This is a genomic window from Actinoplanes oblitus, assembly GCF_030252345.1.
GTDB classification, from domain to species: domain Bacteria; phylum Actinomycetota; class Actinomycetes; order Mycobacteriales; family Micromonosporaceae; genus Actinoplanes; species Actinoplanes oblitus.
Genome location: NZ_CP126980.1, coordinates 5459522 through 5476894, shown reverse-complemented (window position 1 = coordinate 5476894; position 17373 = coordinate 5459522). Strand labels below are relative to the sequence as shown.

Genomic DNA, 17373 nt, shown 5'->3' with positions numbered 1-17373 from the left:
AGGGTCAAGCCCGTCGTCCGGTCAGCCGGCGCCCGGCCCCGATCCGAAGCTTCCCGAGGCGAGAGCGCCGGCCGCCCCGGCGTTGTCGGAGACCGACCAGTTCGCCAGATGCGAGTAGGAGCCGCCGGACCAGCCCGGGGCCGAACCGCGAGCCGCGACCGGCCGGCGCACCCCGGGATCATGTCCGCGGTGCCGCCACTGACCGGCCCGGTCGAGCTGCTCGGCGCCGAACGGGTTGCCCCGTTGCTCCTCGTCGCGGGCCAGGTTGATCGCCTCGTCCAGCCGGTCGGCGGCGCCGAGCAAGCCGACGAGGTCGCCCAGCAGTTCGGGTTCGGTGCCCAGGCCGGCGCGGGCGAGCTCCTCGCGCTCCGCCGGCCCGACCGCCGGCATCCGCACCAGCGGCAGCCGGAAGGGCAGCCCGGCGGCGACGGCCTCGCGCAGGAACTCCTCCTGCCACGGGTCGCCCTCGGTGACCACCAGCAGGCACCTGCCCAGTTCCGGGGTGCGTTCCCCGGCCGCCCAGCGCTCGCGCCACAACCGACGCACGACCGCCAGCGTCTCCGGGCACCACAACGCCCGGCGCGCCGGGATGCCGAACTCCGCGACCGCCGCCCACGCGTACGGCTCGATCTCCGCGGTGCGGTGCAGCGCCCGCAGCGCGTCGAAGATCATCGGGTATGCGGACAGCCGGGCCCAGCCGTGCCGGCTCGACATGTCGCCCGCCCGGTCGCCGCCGGTGGCGACCACCCGGGCCGCGGCCCGCAGGATCCGTTCATGGTCGCGGGCGCGCCCCCGTGCGCCCGCCTCCATGCCCGCCAGCAGGGCGCTGTGCAGGGTCCAGGCCTTCGAACCGGGCGGCCAGGCGGCCATCGACCGGCGCGCCCCGGGCGGATGCTGCCGGACCGCCCGGGCCAGCCGCCAGCGGTACTCCAGCAGCCCGTGCGGCAGCGGCCGGGTGGAGGCAAACGGCACCACGAAGGCCGCGGGGAACGCGGCGATCGCGGCGATCCAGAGGCTCACCACGGCGAAGGTGGTCGGGTCCGGACCGCGCAGCCACACCGCCACGGCGCCGCCCAGCGCGCCGACGGCCAGCGCCAGCAGCGTGCGCAGGGCGAGCACCAGCAGGAACGCGCCCGTTTCCCGATCGGTCGGGGTGTGCATGCATCCATCTTCGCCGACGCGGCAACCGGATGCGACCGCCCCGGCCCCGGCCGGACCGGGGTGCGATCGCGGCTGGATCGCCCGCCGCGGCCCCGGTCGGACTCCGAAACACGGGCTAGTAGCGGTCCCGGCGGACCACGTGCGCGTCGACCAGGTCGAGGAACGCCCGCACCGCCGGGCTCGGCGTGGGCCCGCCCAGGCTGGCCACCGCCAGGGTCCACGCCGCGGCGGGCGGGTCCAGGTCGACCGGGGCGACGTCCTGCCCGTCCTCGGCGGCCAGCGGCGGCACCAGGGCCAGCCCGATGCCGGACGCGACGTACCCCGGAATGGTGGTGATGTCGCTGACCTCGACAGCGATGGTGCGGGTGATGCCGGCCCGCCGGAAGTCGTTGTCGGTGCGGATGCGGTTGCAGAAGCCGGGTGGAAGGTCGATGAACGGCTCGTCGGCCAGCGCGGCCGGGCTCACCGTGGCCCGCCCGGCCAGCGGATGGCCGGCCGGGACCAGCACCCGCGGCTGGAACTCGGCGATCGGATCCAGTCGCAGGTCGGGCACGCTCCCGGTCTGCACGCCGACGAACGCGACGTCGAGCTCGCGGCTGCGCAGGGCGGCCAGCAGCCCGTCGGTGCCCCCGGCGGCCATGCTCAGGCCCAGCCGCACCCCGGGGTGGCGAGCGCGGAAGTCGCTGACCAGCCCGGGCAGGTCGACGGCGGTGAGGCCGGAGAGGGTGCCGACGCGCAGGCTGCCGGTCAGGCCCTCGCGCAGGCCGGCGACCGCGGCGCGCGCCTGGTCCAGGGCGTCGAGCGCCCGGCGCGCCTCGGGCAGCAGCGCCTTCCCGGCGTCGGTCAGCGTGACCTTGCTGGTGCTGCGCTCGAACAGCGGGGTCCCCAAGTGCCGCTCCAGCGCCCGGACGCTCGCCGAGACCGTCGACTGCACGGCATGGGTGCGCTGGGCGGCGCGGGTGAAGTTGAGCTCCTCGGCGACGGCCACGAAGTACTGCAGTTGACGCTGTTCCACCCCGGTGATGCTAATCGCCGTGGGCGATAAGGCCAATCGGAACTATTCGTTGGCGGCGATGCCTTGTCCACGGCAGTCTTGGCGTCGACATCCGATCTTGAGCGAGGAGCTCGCCACCATGAACGTCTTCCTGACCGGCGCCACCGGCCACATCGGCTCGGCCGTCCTGCCCGCCCTGCTCGCCGCCGGCCACTCCGTCACGGCGCTGGTGCGCTCGGAGCAGAAGGCGGCCGCCGTGCGCACCGCCGGCGCCCAGGCCGTCGTCGGCGACATTCAAGACCTTGCTTCGGTACGCCGTTGGGCCGCCGGCGCCGAAGCTGTGCTCGCCACGGCGTCGCCGGGTGACGCGACCAGCAGCGCTGTGGAGACCGCGTTCGCCGAGGCGGTCCTCGACGGGTTGCGGCCGGGCGCCACCTTCCTGCGCACCGGTGGTGTCTGGGTGCACGGCTCGGGACCGGCGATCACCGAGGAGACCCCGCGCGACGCGCCGGCTCTGGTCGCCTGGCGCGAGAAGCTGGACTCGCTGGTGCTGACCGCGCCCGGGATCCGGTCGGTCCTCATCGAGCCGGGCCTCGTCTACGGCAACGGCATCGGCATCCCCACCCTGGTGTTCGCCGGTGAGCGGGCCGGCGACCCGGCGGCGCTGCGCCTGGTCGGCCCGGGCACCCAGCACTGGACCAGCGTGCACGTCGACGACCTGGCGGAGCTCTACGTGGCGGCGCTCGAGCGGGCCGAGAGCGGCTCGGTGTACCTCGGGGTGAGCGGCCACAACCCGACGGTCCGCGAGCTGGGCGAGGCCGCGTCCCGCCGGCTGGGTCTCGACGGCCGGGTGGTGGCCGAGGACGCCGCCGCGCTGGTCGAGCGGCTCGGCGGGTTCGGCGAGGCCCTGCTGCTCGATCAGCAGGCCACCGGCGAGAAGGCGCGCCGCGAGCTGAACTGGAAGCCGTCGCGCCGGTCGCTGCTCGAGGAGTTCGCCGCCGGCGCGTACGACCCGGCCTGACCGCCCGGTTCGTCGGCGCGGTGCGGGGCGGCCAGGCCGGCGGGGGCGGTGGTCAGGGCAGCCAGCCGCGGTAGAGCATCTCCTCGGGGAGCCGGGCGGTGAGTGCCGTCCAGGTCGCATGCCAGGCCCGGCGGATCCGGCTCGGCGGCCAGTCGGAGCGCAGCTCGAGCGGGACGAGCGGGTCGTGGCGCATCGCCTGTTCCAGGGCGTCCGCCAAGCTCAGCTGGTGCGCCAGGACGGCATGGACGCCGGCGTCGGTGGTGGCGCGCACCCGCGCCACGGTGTGCTCCACCACGGCGTACCCGGCGATGATCGGTGACGCCGGCCAGAGCTGCTCGGCGATGGCGGCGGGCTCGGTGGTCCCGCGGACGTCGAGTGCGGTCGCGGCGGCGCGGACCAGGTGCTCGGCGTTGGCGTCGCCGAGCATCGCGCCCAGGTCGTGCGGGCTGACGTAGAGGCCGGTGGAGACCGGTGCGGCGCCCGCCTCGGTGAGGTCGCGGCGGAGCGCGTCGCGGACCGTGCGGTCGGTCTCCGGCACGCTGACCGCGAGCAGGTGCCACCGGCCGTCCCACGGCGCCTGCCCGTGGTCCTGGCCGAGTGCCAGGCGCAGCGCCAGCCGGTCCCGGCCGAGGCGTACCCGGCCGGCGTCGGTGAGCGCGAGGGTGCCGCGCCGCCCGCGCCCGCTCTGGGTGACCTCGCCGGCGGCGAGCATCCGGCGGATGCTCAGCCGGACCGGCTGGTCGTCGAGGCCGGCGGCATTGGCCGTGTCGTAGAGCAGATCCAGCGGAGTCACCCCGTCGAAGGGCAGGAACGCCTCGACGACCGTCCGGGGCGTGGGTGTCACTCGCCGACCTTCTTCCGCATCGTCGTGAAGCGCTGGAAGCCGTACACCTGGCCGAGGGCGCCGAGCGAGCCCTCGCCGACGGCGCGGAACCCGAGCCGCCGGTACAGCGCCTCGGCGCGGGGGTTGGTGTCGACGACGGAGAGCTGCACCCATTGATCATGGTAGTGGCGGGCCCGCTCGACGGCGGCGGACAGCAGCGCGGAACCGACGCCCCGTCCGCGCTGCCCGGCGTCGACGCAGATCCCGTCGAGGACCAGCACGCCGGGCCGCTCCCGCCGGTCGAGCGGGGCGAGGACCAGCAGGGCGCGCAGCGCGGCCGGCGTGCCGAGCGCGCGCCGCAGGCGGCCCCACGACAGGTCGGCGGCGCCGCGGCCGTCCCGGTGGTAGCCGCACACGCCGACCACCTCGCCGTCGCTGCGGGCCACCAGCATCCGGTCGGCCGTGAGCGCGGCCGTCACCTGCGCCGACCCGATGGCACTGTCGCCGAAGGCCGGGCGCAGCTTGCGGCCGAACGCCTCCCAGTACAGCGCGCCGACCCGGGCTCGCTCCGCCTCGGTGAATCCATTCCCGATCGCCAGTGTCGTCATGCGCTTGATTCTATCGCGTACGCTACGACCGTGCGAAAGAAGATAGCTCTACGAGTGTTGTGCGCGATGATCGTTCTCCTCGGCACGGGTGTCGTCGTCACCCTGATCGGCAACGACTACCGGATGCGGGAAAGGCGGCTGAGCGTGCCGGTGGCCGGCGGCAGTCTGGACGCCGTGCTGACGCTGCCCCCGCGCGACCCGGCCCGCGGCCTGGTGGTCATGGTCCACGGCGACGGTCCGGTCGAGGCGACCCATGACGGGCTGTACCGCCCGTGGTTCGAGGCGGCCGCCGACGCCGGGTTCGCGACGCTGTCCTGGAGCAAACCGGGGATCGGCGGCTCCACGGGTGACTGGCTCTCGCAGAGCATGGCCGATCGGGCCGCCGAGGCCGGGGCGGTCATCGACCACGTCCGCGGGCAGCCGGACGTCCCCGCCGGTCCGGTGGTCCTGTGGGGAGCCAGCCAGGCCGGCTGGGTGCTCCCCAAGCTCGCCGCGACGCGGGACGACATCAAGGCCGTCGTGGCGGTCGGCCCCGCGATCAACTGGTTGCGGCAGGGCCGCTACAACCTGCTCGCGGAACTCGACCACGACGGGGCGGACGCCGCGGAACGGGAGCGCGTCATCGCCGTCAGCGAACGCACCCGGCGGCTGCTCGACGACCACGCCGACTACGACACGTACCTGGCCGGCAGCGGCGACCCGGAGCCGATGAGCGCGGCGCGGTGGCGGTTCGTCACCCGCAACTACACCGCGGACGCCACGGCCGACCTGCACGCCATGGCCGGCCGGCATCTGCCGGTCCTGCTCATGCTGGGCCGCCACGACCGCAACGTCGACACGGAGGAGACACGGGCGACGTACCGGAGGATCCTCGGAGACCGGGTGACGGTCACCCGGTTCGACAGCATGCACTCGCTGGCCCGGCCGGTCATGGAGGAGTCCGATGTGGTCGGCCTGGCCACCGCGGTCCTGTGGCCACGGGCGCTGCTCGCGGGCGGCGTGCTCGACACCTACCGCGAATACCTGCGGAAGCTGGCGTGAGTGCCACAGTCGTCCGCGTGCCGGCGTCTCGGCGAACCCAGCCGGTGGCCGGCACGGCGACCGGGCCGGCGGGCGGTCAGTTCGCGCCGACCGGGATGACGCCCGGCTCCACGGCCGTCCCCGCCGACAGGCCGCGCCCGAACGGGGTCCGGGGCAGCGCCAGCACGAAAGTGGCGCCGTGTGGCTGGTTCGACCGGTACGCGACCGTCGCGCCACTGGCCTCGGCGAGCTGCCGCACCAGGTAGAGCCCCAGCCCGGTGCCCGGCTTGGTGGTGGCCACCCCACTGTCGGCGCGGGTGAACCGTTCGAACATGGTGGGCACGAACTCCTCCGGTACGCCCTCACCGTGGTCACTGACCTCGACCCTGACCCAGGCCGGGTCGTCGGTGACGGTGACCTCGACGGGCGGAGCGCCGTACTTGGTCGCGTTGCCCAACAGGTTGCCGAGCACCAACTGGAGGTGGACCGGGTCGGCGAACGCGCTGACCTGGTCGCCGGCGGTCACCCTGATCGGGTTCAGCGGGTCGCAGCCCTGGGCGTTGACGGCCTCGCGAACGGCGTGGGCCACGTCGACACGGGCCGGCCGGGCGGTCAGCGCACCGTCGTCCAGCTGTGCCAGGGTGAGGATCTCACTGACCAGTTGCTCCGCGCGGTGCCCGGCCGTGGTCATCCGGCGCAGATAGTAGTGCTTCGTCTCGTCGGGGATGTCGCACCACTCCTCCAGCAGCATCTCGCCGCCGGAGACGATGGTGGCCAACGGCTGCCGGACGTCGTGGGTCAGCATCGCGATGAAGTCGGCCATCTGCCCGTTGGCGCGTTGCAGCCGTTCGGCGTGCTCGGCGAGCGCGGCCTCGTCGCGTTCGCGGGCGCGTTCCATCGTGCGGCGTTCCGTGATGTCGATGATCTGGGTCGCGAAGTACTGCGGCTGGCCGTGCTGATCGCGCAGCAGGGTGGCGGTGACCGTGGTCTCGATGACGTGCCCGTCGGTGTGCAGGTAGCGCTTGTCCACGAGGAAACTGTCCGCGCGGCCGGTCAGGCAGGCGTCGGCGTACGCCAGGCACTCCTCGAGGTCGTCCGGGTGGGTGAACTGGGTGAAACTGTGGCCCAGCAGCTCGGACTCGCTGCGACCCAGCATGTTGCACAGCGCCCGGTTGACCCGGACGAAGTTTCCCGCCGGGTCGGTGAGGAACATCCCGATCCGGGAGTTGTCGAACACCATCCGGAACCGCTGCTCGCTGGCCTGCAGCTCGCGCTGGTCACGGCGGCCGCGGGCGGTCAGGGCGACCACCAGCAGTCCCACCAGCGAGGCGGTGACCAGCGCGGCCCGCCCGGCGACCTGGCCGTTCGTGGCCGGAGCGTAGAGGACGCCTTCCGGGACGGCGGCCGACAACTGCCACGGGGTACCGGGAATGGTGCGAGAGAGCTGCCGCCACCACTGACCGCCCTGACGGAACCGGCTCCGCCCCGCCCCGCGGGCGGCGGCGAGGACCGGCTCGTGTTCGGCCAGGGTGGTCACCCGCCTGACCTCGGTGTGGTTGGCCGCCACGATCGCGCCCACCGCGTCGATCAGGTGCAGCTTCACCTCGGGCAACGGGACCGCCGTGGTCAGATAGGCGGCCAGCGGGCCGTCGGCGATCGCGACAGCGCCGGAGAAGACCCGCCGGCCGTAGGGGGTGTCGAAGGGCACGGCGAAGGCCACAACCGGCACCCCGCGCGCGGCCGAAGGTACGACGGGCGACACCGCCGGACGACCCTCGCGTACGGCGGTGCGCAGGTGCGGGTACCGGTCGGTGAGGTCCTTGCCGATCAGCGCGGAATCCGGTGGCGTCAGGTGCAGCACGCGGCCGCGGGCGTCGAGCAGCACCGCCGCGGGATAGCCGAAGCTGTTCACCGCGCGGCTGAACTCACGTTCGGGCACCTTCCGTTCGGTCAGGAAAGCCGCCGCCTGGACGCGTTCGCGGTCGATGAGGTCGGTCACGTAGGAGGTGACGAAGTCGGCCACCAGCCCGACCCGGAGGTCGAACCGCTGGACCAGCGAGGTGTGGCTGGAACGCTCCGCCAGGACCAGCCCCGCTGTGCCGGCGCAGGCGAGCGCGAGCCACACGGCCAGGGGCGCGGCGACGAACCGCCACCCCAGTATCTGGGGAAGCCGAGCGAGACGCATGTCAAATCTCGATCGAGGTCTAGACGATTTGTAACCTATTATAGGTATATGCGCGGAGAGCCGGTCGGCTAAGGCCGTATCTGGTCGGGGTCGTTGTAGCGCACTGCCATCGCGCACCGTCGGTGCCCCGGAGGTGAGTGGAGCCGGCAGCCGTAAGGTGTCGGCATGGTTGATCGATCCCTGACATTGATGGCGGTGCACGCCCATCCCGACGACGAGGCGACCGGCACCGGCGGGGTGCTCGCCCGCTATGCCGCGGAGGGCGTCACGACAGTGCTCGTGACGTGTACCGACGGCCGCTGCGGGGACGGGCCGGGCGGGGTCAAACCGGGTGAACCGGGGCATGATCCGGTGGCGGTGGCCGCGATGCGTCGCGAGGAACTCGAGGCCAGCTGCGCCGCGCTCAAGGTCACGCACCTTGAGCTGCTCGGCTACGCCGACTCCGGGATGATGGGCTGGCCGGGCAACGACGCGCCCGGCTCCTTCTGGAGCACACCGATCACCGAGGCGGCGAACCGGCTCGCCGAACAGATCCGACGGTACGAGCCTGACGTCATCGTCACCTACGACGAGAACGGCTTCTACGGGCATCCCGACCACATTCAGGCGCACCGCGTCACCATGGCGGCGGTGGCCATGACCGGCGTTCCGGCCAAGGTCTACTGGACGACCGCGCCGCACTCGGCGATGGCCGCCTTCGGCGAGGCGCTGCGCGAGTTGGGGGTCGACTGGGCGGAGGCCGAAGTGGCCGGGGACGACGCGGCCCCGCAGCTCGGCCTGCCCGATGCGGAGATCACCACTTGGGTGGACGTCCGGGCGTTCGGCGGCCAGAAGTACGACGCGCTCGCGGCGCACGCCAGCCAGAGCGAGAACATCCAGTTCCTGCGCATGGGCAAGGAGCGTTTCACCGAGCTGATGGGGGTCGAGACGTTCCTGCGGGTGCACGACACGACCGGTGCGCCGCTGCCCGAGGACGACCTGTTCGCGGGACTGCGCTGAGCGGCCCGACTGCCCGGCTGCCTCTGACCATTGTTATGACCGATCACGGCTCGGTGGAGAAGACCGGCCGGCTGCCGGCACCGCTGTCCCGGGACGGCCAGCCGGCCGGTGCCGACGGCCCAGGCGCGCGGAGTGTCGATGTCGGCGTTGAGGATGAGGCTGACGGCAGGTGCGCCGGAGAGCGGATGTCGAGGAACGCCGCTGTGGCACTTCATCGCGCTGTTCGTCCTCGGCGACGAGCTCGACGCGCGGTAAGGATCAAGATTCGGGCAATCGGTGTCCACTGTGGCGCGCGCGTCGGGCATCATGGTCGGTCGTGACCGAACGGGAGAATCGAATCAGCCGGCGTTCTCTGGGCAGGCTTGCCGTGGCGGCCGGATTCGGCGCCGCCACGTACGGCGGGTTGCGGGCCGCGTCGGCGGGAACGACAGGTGCCAAGATGTGGAAGGCGACCGGCACCACGGTGCCTGCCCTGACACCCTTCGACAACACCATGAAGGCGTTCATGCAGGCGCGGGACATCACCGCCGGGCAGCTCGCCGTGACCTACAAGGGGCGGTTGGTGCTCGCCCGCGGCTACCGCTGGAGCGCCGACAGCACGCTGAACGTGCAGCCCACGTCACTGTTCCGGATCGCCAGCCTGTCCAAGTCGCTGACCGCGGCCGCCATCGTGAAGCTGGTACAGGACGGCAAGCTGACCCTCGGCACCAGGGTCGCCACGGTCGCCGACCTCACGCCGCCGGCCGGCCGGACCCGGGACCCGCGCATCGACAAGATCACCTTGCAGCAGCTGCTGCAGCACACCGCGGGCTGGGATCGGACGGTCTCGCCGGACCCGCAGTTCAACGACCGGGTGATCGCCAGGGCGCTGGGCGTGCCGATGGAGCTGCGCCCCACGGACGTGGTCACGTACATGTCCGGGCAGCCACTGGACTTCGACCCGGGCACGAAGGCGGTCTACAGCAACTTCGGCTACCACCTCGCGGGCCGGGTGATCGAACGGGCCAGCGGACTTCCGTACGCCACGTACGTGCGGCAGAAGCTGTTGGCGCCGCTGGGCATCACCCGGATGGCGCAAGGCTGGAGCATCGCCAGGCATCCGGGCGAGGTGCCGTACGTGTCGCAGTACACCGGCACCACCGTGCTCGACGAGACCGGCGCTACCGTGGCCGCCCCGTACGGCACGTTCAGCATGCGGCTGATGGAGGCGCACGGTGGCTGGATCGCCTCGGCCGTCGACATGGTGCGCTGGGCGTCGGTGTTCGACAAGGCCGGAGCGGTGCTGGGTAGAACCGCGATCGGCCAGGTCTTCGCGCAGCCCGGCATCGGCGTCAACGCGGACGGCTGGTATTACGGTCTCGGCTGGCAGGTACGGCCGGTCACTGGGGGGTCGGGCCGCAACACCTGGCACACCGGCAGCCTGCCGGGAACCTACACCCTGCTGGTGCGTACTTACCACGGGATGAGTTGGGCGGCGCTGTTCAACCAGCGCGACGACATCTCCGGACTCGACTACGGCGACATCGACGCGGCGCTCTGGACAGCCGCCGGCCAGGTCACCTCGTGGCCCACGACCGATCTCTACTCGCGCTACTTCTGAGCTCGCCGAGCTGGGCGGCACTCGGATTCCCGGCCACGATGCGGGGACTGCGGACCATGCTGGACGAAGTGTCGGCGTGCTGGTCCACCAGGAGAACGGCTCGCACCCCGCACCTACTCCGGTGCCAGGCTGACGGCCGGCTACGACGGGGTCCGGGTACACCCAAGTACTGACCGTCCGCGTGGCGGTGAACGCCGAGACCGGCCGTGTCGTACCCGCACCGTAGGCTACCTGCTTGATGGTTACACGAGGGGTTGAGGGCGCTTACCAGGGAGCGCTCCGGGCGTTCCAGAATCCGATGCTCGCCTTGCTCCACCAGACGCACGCGCCGTTCGTGGTGACGGTGCTGGCCATGGTCTTCACCGCGGAGCGCCCGGCGGTGGCGGTGGCGGACGTGCATGCGGAGATCAATGACGCGCTCGATCAGCTGCGGGCCGCGGGTTACGGCGACGAGGACGGTCAGCCGCTGCCGGCGGGGAACGCGCGGGATCTCTGCCGGCAGTGGGTGCAGGCCGGGTGGCTGGTGCGGCAGGTGTCCGACGACGATGTCGAGGTGTACCGGCTCTCGGCGTACGGGGTCGGCGCCCTCGAGGTCGCCGGACGGGTGGGCGGGACGCGTACCAGGGTGTCCGAGTCGCGGGTCAGGACGCTGCTGGAGGCGATCGAGCGACTCGCGCAGGACGCTGATCCGGACCTGATGTCCCGGATGGTGCGCCTGCACGAGGAGATCCAGCAACGGCAGAAGGAGCTGACCCGGCTCGAGAAGGGTGGCGCTGTCGAGACGGCCGGCGATGAGCAACTGCTCGAGGCGGCCGAGAACGTGCTGCACCTGGCGCGGGAGCTACCCGCGGATTTCGCGCGGGTGGCGGAGTCGATCAAAGCCATTCAGCGGGACGTCGTCGCCGAGTTGCGGCACGATGTCCGGCCGACCGGTGAGGTGCTGCGTGAGTACCTCGCGCGCGGGCAGCGGATCCTGGATGCGACGTCGGAAGGACGCGCGTTCGCGGGGGCGTTGCGCCTGATCGGTGACCCGGCGCAGATCGACGTCCTGTGGGGCCAGCTGCGTACCGTGCTGCGGCACCGGTTCACCGAGCTGCTGCCGGAGCAGCAGCGGCGGGAACTCACCGAGATATCACGGCGCATCGAGCAGGGGGTCAGAGAGGTGCTGGCCGCCCAGCGGCAGGCATCGCATGTCATCACCACCCAGGTGCGCAACCACGATCCGATGCGGGATCGCCAGGTGGACGAGCTGCTGAGGGATGTGATGTCGGGCCTGCACAAGTGGGTTCCCGGTTCGCGCCGCGGCGAGGCCGTGGAGCCGCTGCGGCGTCTGCCGGTCGCCGACGTGGGGCACCTGCGGCAGCGGACGAGTGACCCGCGTCCGCCGCAGCCGCCCGCGCCGTTGCGGGACTGGGACGCGACCGAGGACCTTCCGGCTGCGGACACGCGGGCGTGGGGTGGCCCGCGGTACGCCGAGTTGCGCACGCACCTGGCGGCGTTCGCCGGCGAGGCGGGCAGCGTCGATGTGCTGGCCGCGTTCGCGGCAGCGGGTGAGCAGCTCCATCGGCCGGTCGACCTGCTGGGGATGCTGGAGATCGCCCATGATGCCGGGATGACCGAGACCGGCGAGGTGAGGGTGGTCGACACGGTGCGACCCGATCGCAGCCGGCGACGGTTCGCTCTCGGCGGCGTGGTGGCGGCGAATGCGTGGGGCACGGACAGGAGCGGTGGCGATGAGTGAGGCGATCGACGCCGAGGACGGTTTCATCGATCCGGTCTCGATGGAGGAGGATCCCGCCGAGCTGTTCGCCGGCGACGCGGGCACGCTGGACGCGGACGTACGACGGGTGCTGGTTCAGTTGTTACGGCGTAAGTTCCTGCTCGCCGAGAAGAACCCGGGGCAGTGGCGCACCCTGCTGGAGAACCAGCAGATCATCGAGTCACGGATGCACGACCTGTTCGTCCGTCTCGTGGTCGACCGCGATCGGGGCGTCGCGTACAAGCAGCAGGTGCGGCCGGTGGAGCTGGACGTGCCGATCCTGCTCAAGGACGACCCCTACAACCGGGCCGAGACGCTGGTCCTGGTGCACCTGCGGACAGTCTTCCAACGGGAGCGCGGTACTGGTGAGACGTCCGCGCGAGTGGACATCGAGGAGCTGGAACAGACCGTGCTGACCTACTTCGACCCGCACGACCTCAACCTGGCCCGGCGCCAGCAGGAGGTGCGCAACGCGGTGCAGCGGCTGGCCACCGAGGGGCTGCTCGCGGAGGAGTCGGCCGGGCGGTACCGGATCACCCCGATGGTGGAGGTGGTGCTGAGCCGGGAGAAGCTCGCCGAGCTGAACCAGTGGCTGCGCGAACAGAACGAGGCCACGGCGTGAGCATGATCGACACCCTGTTCGGGTTGGTTCCGGCGGCGTCGCGGGGCCAGCAGTGGGTGGCACGGGACCTGCAACTGGTCAACTGGGGTGGCTACGACGGTTATCACCACCTGCGGCTGGCGCCCGGCGCGACCCTGCTCAGCGGAGGGTCCGGATCGGGCAAGTCGACGCTGATGGACTCGTACATCGCGTTGCTCATGCCGCACACCACTCCCTTCAACGGGGCGTCCAACGGCGGAGTGGTGGGCCGGCCCCGGGGCAAGGACCAGCGCAACATCCTCTCGTACGCCCGTGGAAAGCTCGACGAGTCGCGCACCGACGGTGAGACGAAGCTGCGGGTGCTGCGTGGCGACGACCGGGACACCTGGTCCGCCATCGCGATGACCTGGGTGGACCACACCGGTGCCGAGTTCACCGCGCTGCGGGCCTGGTACGTCCCGTCGTCCGCGCGCAGCCTGGACGACGTCGTGGCGGTCCGGGCCACCTGCGACCACGGATATCAGCTGCGGGCGCTGGAGGGCCCGGCGGGCCGCAAACTCGCCCGTGCCGACGTCGTGGCAACCGGCCTGACCTGGAGTGAGACGGATCGGGACTTCACCGCTCGGCTGCACACCACGCTCGGCATCGGCGCGGCGGGCGACGGGAACAAAGCAGTCGCTCTGCTCGGCCGGATTCAGGCCGGCCAGCAGATCACCACTGTCGACGCCCTGTACAAGACGATGGTCCTGGAGGAGCCGTCCACGCTGGCCACCGCGGACGCGGTGGTCCAGCAGTTCGACGAGCTGTCCGGCACCCGGGCCCGGATGATCACGGCCCGTCAGCAGGTCAAGGCGCTGACCCCGATCCGCGAACACCGGCGCACCATCGACGACGCGGCGAGCCGAATGCGCTCGATCGACGAGATCGGCTCCTTCACCGAGGCGGTGTCCCCGGCCGCGTTGTGGCGTCATCACCGCCGCCTCGATCTGTTGCGCGCGGTGGAGACGGACCTGGACCAGCGGCACCGCCGGGCCCGGCAGGAGCTGGCGGAGACGAACGCCGCGGTCACCGCGGCCGAGGCGCAGCGCGACGGCGTGGCGGCCGCCCTTCGCGCCTCCGGCGGTGACCGCATGGACACCGCGCAACGGGAAATCCGCGTCGTGGAGCAGCGGCTGGGTGACGTCGAACGCGCCCGGGAGCGACTGGACCGGGCGCTGGCCACGATCGACGCCGAAGTCGCCACCGGTGCGGACTTCGCGGCACTGGTCGAGACGGCACGTCACGCTCTGGGCGACGTCGACGCTCGCCGGACCGCGCAGAACGCGTACGCCGAGGCCGTTGCGGAGAGAAACGAGGCGGACCGGGAGCTGAAAGGGCTGCGCGCCGAGCACGAGGCGGTCAAGACCCGCCGGGGCAACATCCCGACCGAGCTGCACGCGGCTCGCGCGATGCTGGCCGAGGCTGCCGGACTCACCCCCGACGACCTGCCGTTCGTCGGCGAGCTGATCGAGGTCCGGACCGAGTTCGAGCCGTGGCGTGAGGCGTTCAACCTGGCGCTCGGCGGGTTCGCCACCCGGATGCTGATCGACATCGGCAGCCTGAACAGGTTCCGCGAGGCGATCAACTCGGTGCCGACCGCACGGCGGGTCCAGTTCGAGGGCGTGCGCACCGGGCTGCGAGACGAGGTCGGACTCGACGGCAAGACGCTTCCCGGCCGGCTCGACTACCGGCCGTCGCCCTTCACCGCCTGGCTCAAGGCCGAACTCGCCCGCCGGTTCGCCTTCGTCTGCGTCGACACCCCCAAACTGCTGCCGCAGTATGCCAAGGCACTCACGATCACCGGCCAGACGTCGGAAGGTGGCCGGGGCGCGCACGGTGGTCACGGCAGAGCCAATGTGCTGGGCTTCACGAACGGCAGGACGCTCGCCGACCTCGAGAACCGGATCAGCGGCACGCGCAAGCGCCTCGACGACGCCGCCGAGGCGGTTTCGAGGGCGGAGAAGGACCTCAACTCGCTGGAGGCCCGGCGCACGAGCTACCAGAACGTGACCGAGTTGTCCTGGGATCAGGTGGATGTCGGCGCGGTCCGGGCCGAACGGGAACGCTGGCACCGCGTCCTCGAGGAGATCCGCGCCGGCAATCCGGAGATCGACCAGCTGCAGGGTCAATGGGACGCCCTCAAACAGCAGGTCAGGGATCTGACCGAGCGGGTCGGGCGGCAGAAGGAGATCGTGAAGGCGCTCGGTGACTCGTGGGCGGCGACCGTCGACGAGGTGGACAGCGCTCAGCAGGTCCTGGACGCGGCCGCCGCGTCGGGTGCCGGCCTCAGCGAGCAACACCGGGAATACCTGGAAACGCTGTTCGGCAGCGACCCGGACAGCGCCACTCCGGCCGAGTCGCTGACGCGGTTCGACGCGGACGTCAAACGTGCCGCCGAGCGGCTCCGCACCGACCGGCAGCTCGCGACGGAGATGATCGGCCGGTCCAGGAAAGCGCTGGCCGACACCTTCGCCATGTTCCTCGAACGCTGGCCGAACCCGAACCTCGGTATCGATCCGGACGCCTCCTACCGCGACTTCGACCGTCTGCTCACCGACCTGGAGACCAGTGGTCTGCACGAGTTGGAGACCGAGTGGCGGGACAGTCTGCTCAACCTGTCCGGCAACGACCTGACCGGCCTGGACAGCGAACTCGCCGCAGCGGTCCGGGAGATCCGTGACCGGATCGACCCGGTCAACCGGATCCTCGCCGCCTTGCCGTTCGCCGACGACAACCATCGTCTGCGCATCGACCCGCAGGAGAGCCATTCGGCGACGCGTGCCCGGTTCCGCAAAGAACTGCGCGACGTGCGCGCTCTCATCGACCAGGCGGCGACAGACGACGACCGGGAAAGCGCCTACCGCCGGATGGCCAAGGTGATCGACCGCATCCGCCGCACCGCCCCCGATTTCGCCGACCTCGTCGACGTGCGCAACCACGTCCGGATCAGCGCGGAGAAGGTCGACCTCGACGGCGGCCACGTCGCGGTCTACGACCACATCGGCGAGAAGTCCGGCGGCGAGTCACAGGAGCTGGTGGCGTTCATCGTCGGCGCCGCGTTGCGGTATCAGCTGGGCGATGCGGGCGCCGCCCGCCCCCGCTACGCCCCGGTCTTTCTCGACGAGGCCCTGATCAAGGCGGACGCGCACTTCACCGGCCGTGCCATCGGCGCCTGGCGCGGGCTCGGCTTCCAGCTGATCATCGGGGCCCCGAACGACAAGCACAGCGCTATCGAACCGCACGTGGACGCGGAGTACCTGATCCTCAAGAACGCCAACGGGCGATCCTGGGCGAAACCCCTGGTAGGTGTTCCCGGCGAATGAATCCACTGGTCACCCCGGAGGAGGCCGTCGCTGCCGTCCGCGGCAAGCTCGAACAGAAGTGGGCGGAGGCGATCTGCGGCGAAATGGTGTTCTCCGTGCGGCTCCGGCCGGGAGTGAGAACGGGCAAGGCTGTCGAGCAGTTGGGCTATGCCAGCTGGCACGCCTGGCACATGCGGTGGCGCGACTTCGCGGACCGGCTTCCGGCCGGCGTGGAGCTCGTCCGCGACGCGGTGTCGATCCGAGGCGTCACCGGCCGATTCCCGACCGTGCTCCGTGCCGGCCTGGACGGCGCCGTGGCGCTGCTCGGTGCCGAACCACCGGCCGTGGACGTCAGCCGCGCCCGTGCGCTGGCTTCCAGCCTGCGGACCGCCGGCGCGATCCTCACCCCGGCCACGCTGCGAGCCGTCTCCGCGCTTCGTACCGGCGACGTGCAAGTGCTGATCAACGCGGTGACCTGGTTACGCCGGCACCCCGACGCCGGTGACTGGACCCTGCGGCAACTTCCCGTGCCGGGAATGCACACCAAATGGCTCGATACCCACGGCGCGCTGCTGCGCGACGTCACCGGACGCGATGTCCGCGACGAGGTCCGGCCCCGGCCGGCCGTCATTCACCTGACCTACGTCGACCCACGTCACGCAGCGTCGGGCAGGCGCAGGCACGACGCCTGGACCACCGGGGACGTACACGACATCGCCTACCCGCCGCGCGTCGTCCTGGTCGTGGAGAACCGCGACTCCCGCCTCTGGTTCCCGCCGGTCAGCGACACGATCGTGGTGGAGGGCGGTGGCAAGGCAGCGGCCGCCCTGCTCGGGAACGTGCCCTGGATCCGTTCCGCGGATTACGTCGTCTACTGGGGTGACATGGATGCGGACGGGTACACGATCCTCGACCACTTCCGTGCCACGCTCGCCGTGCCCGCGCCGGACGGCGCACCGGCCAGGGACGTCTCCTCCATCCTCATGGACGCCGCCGATCTGCACCGTTACGCTGCCCACGGCGTCAACCACGACAAGGCGGGCCGGCCGATCAAGCCGTCCGCGGAGGTCTTGCCGCACCTCACCGAGGGCGAGGCCGTCGCCTACGGCACCATCGCCACCGCGGGTCCGACCCCGTTGCGCCGCATCGAGCAGGAAGCCATTCCTCTCGCCGACGCGGTGGCCCGGCTCCGACAGACGCTGAACGTCGCCGGACCGGGGTGACGGTGAGCGCCTTGGCGCCCGGACGTTCGATCGCGCGC

13 protein-coding genes are annotated in these 17373 nt (G+C 71.6%); 8 read left to right on the top strand and 5 right to left on the bottom strand.

Annotated features, from left to right (window positions below; translation table 11 throughout):
• Nucleotides 1-21: 21 nt before the first annotated feature.
• Both Actob_RS24740 and Actob_RS24735 read right to left on the bottom strand, forming a co-directional pair.
• A complete protein-coding gene (locus tag Actob_RS24740) occupies nt 22-1161 on the bottom strand; it encodes a hypothetical protein (protein ID WP_284914191.1) in 1140 nt (379 codons plus the stop codon).
• Between the two features lie 115 nt (nt 1162-1276).
• The gene (locus tag Actob_RS24735) at nt 1277-2176 is read right to left on the bottom strand and encodes a LysR family transcriptional regulator (RefSeq protein WP_284914190.1); all 900 of its coding nucleotides are present in this window, start codon (nt 2174-2176) and stop codon (nt 1277-1279) included.
• A 97-nt stretch (nt 2177-2273) separates the two neighbouring features.
• Between Actob_RS24735 and Actob_RS24730 the strand changes: the two genes are divergently transcribed.
• On the top strand, nt 2274-3176 hold the full coding sequence (locus Actob_RS24730) for an NAD(P)H-binding protein (protein ID WP_284914189.1): 903 nt from the start codon (nt 2274-2276) through the stop codon (nt 3174-3176).
• A 52-nt stretch (nt 3177-3228) separates the two neighbouring features.
• Here Actob_RS24730 and Actob_RS24725 read toward each other — a convergent pair whose 3' ends face one another.
• Nucleotides 3229-4020, bottom strand: coding sequence for a PaaX family transcriptional regulator (locus tag Actob_RS24725; protein WP_284914188.1), 792 nt, complete (start codon nt 4018-4020; stop codon nt 3229-3231).
• Nucleotides 4017-4607, bottom strand: coding sequence for a GNAT family N-acetyltransferase (locus tag Actob_RS24720; RefSeq protein ID WP_284914187.1), 591 nt, complete (start codon nt 4605-4607; stop codon nt 4017-4019). The genes Actob_RS24725 and Actob_RS24720 overlap by 4 nt, the downstream gene beginning before the upstream one ends.
• A 66-nt stretch (nt 4608-4673) precedes the next feature.
• Here Actob_RS24720 and Actob_RS24715 point away from each other — a divergent pair, with 66 nt between their 5' ends.
• Nucleotides 4674-5648 (top strand): alpha/beta hydrolase family protein, encoded by a 975-nt coding sequence (locus Actob_RS24715; protein ID WP_284914186.1) that lies wholly within the window; start codon nt 4674-4676, stop codon nt 5646-5648.
• A gap of 76 nt (nt 5649-5724) precedes the next feature.
• Here Actob_RS24715 and Actob_RS24710 read toward each other — a convergent pair whose 3' ends face one another.
• The gene (locus Actob_RS24710; protein WP_284914185.1) at nt 5725-7812 is read right to left on the bottom strand and encodes a PAS domain S-box protein; all 2088 of its coding nucleotides are present in this window, start codon (nt 7810-7812) and stop codon (nt 5725-5727) included.
• Nucleotides 7813-7977: 165 nt separating this feature from the next.
• On the opposite strand from Actob_RS24710, the gene Actob_RS24705 reads away from it, so the two are divergent.
• The 6 genes from Actob_RS24705 to Actob_RS24680 all read left to right on the top strand — a co-directional run bounded on the left by Actob_RS24705 (nt 7978) and on the right by Actob_RS24680 (nt 17335).
• Nucleotides 7978-8811, top strand: coding sequence for a PIG-L family deacetylase (locus Actob_RS24705; RefSeq protein ID WP_284914184.1), 834 nt, complete (start codon nt 7978-7980; stop codon nt 8809-8811).
• Nucleotides 8812-9178: 367 nt separating this feature from the next.
• Complete coding sequence (locus Actob_RS24700) at nt 9179-10411, top strand: serine hydrolase domain-containing protein (protein WP_284914183.1); 1233 nt, start codon at nt 9179-9181, stop codon at nt 10409-10411.
• A gap of 298 nt (nt 10412-10709) precedes the next feature.
• A complete protein-coding gene (locus tag Actob_RS24695; protein ID WP_284914182.1) occupies nt 10710-12152 on the top strand; it encodes a DUF3375 domain-containing protein in 1443 nt (480 codons plus the stop codon).
• On the top strand, nt 12145-12792 hold the full coding sequence (locus tag Actob_RS24690) for a DUF4194 domain-containing protein (protein ID WP_284914181.1): 648 nt from the start codon (nt 12145-12147) through the stop codon (nt 12790-12792). The genes Actob_RS24695 and Actob_RS24690 overlap by 8 nt, the downstream gene beginning before the upstream one ends.
• A gap of 2 nt (nt 12793-12794) precedes the next feature.
• The gene (locus Actob_RS24685; RefSeq protein ID WP_284922381.1) at nt 12795-16133 is read left to right on the top strand and encodes an ATP-binding protein; all 3339 of its coding nucleotides are present in this window, start codon (nt 12795-12797) and stop codon (nt 16131-16133) included.
• The gene (locus Actob_RS24680; protein ID WP_284914180.1) at nt 16130-17335 is read left to right on the top strand and encodes a Wadjet anti-phage system protein JetD domain-containing protein; all 1206 of its coding nucleotides are present in this window, start codon (nt 16130-16132) and stop codon (nt 17333-17335) included. The genes Actob_RS24685 and Actob_RS24680 overlap by 4 nt, the downstream gene beginning before the upstream one ends.
• Nucleotides 17336-17373: the final 38 nt, after the last annotated feature.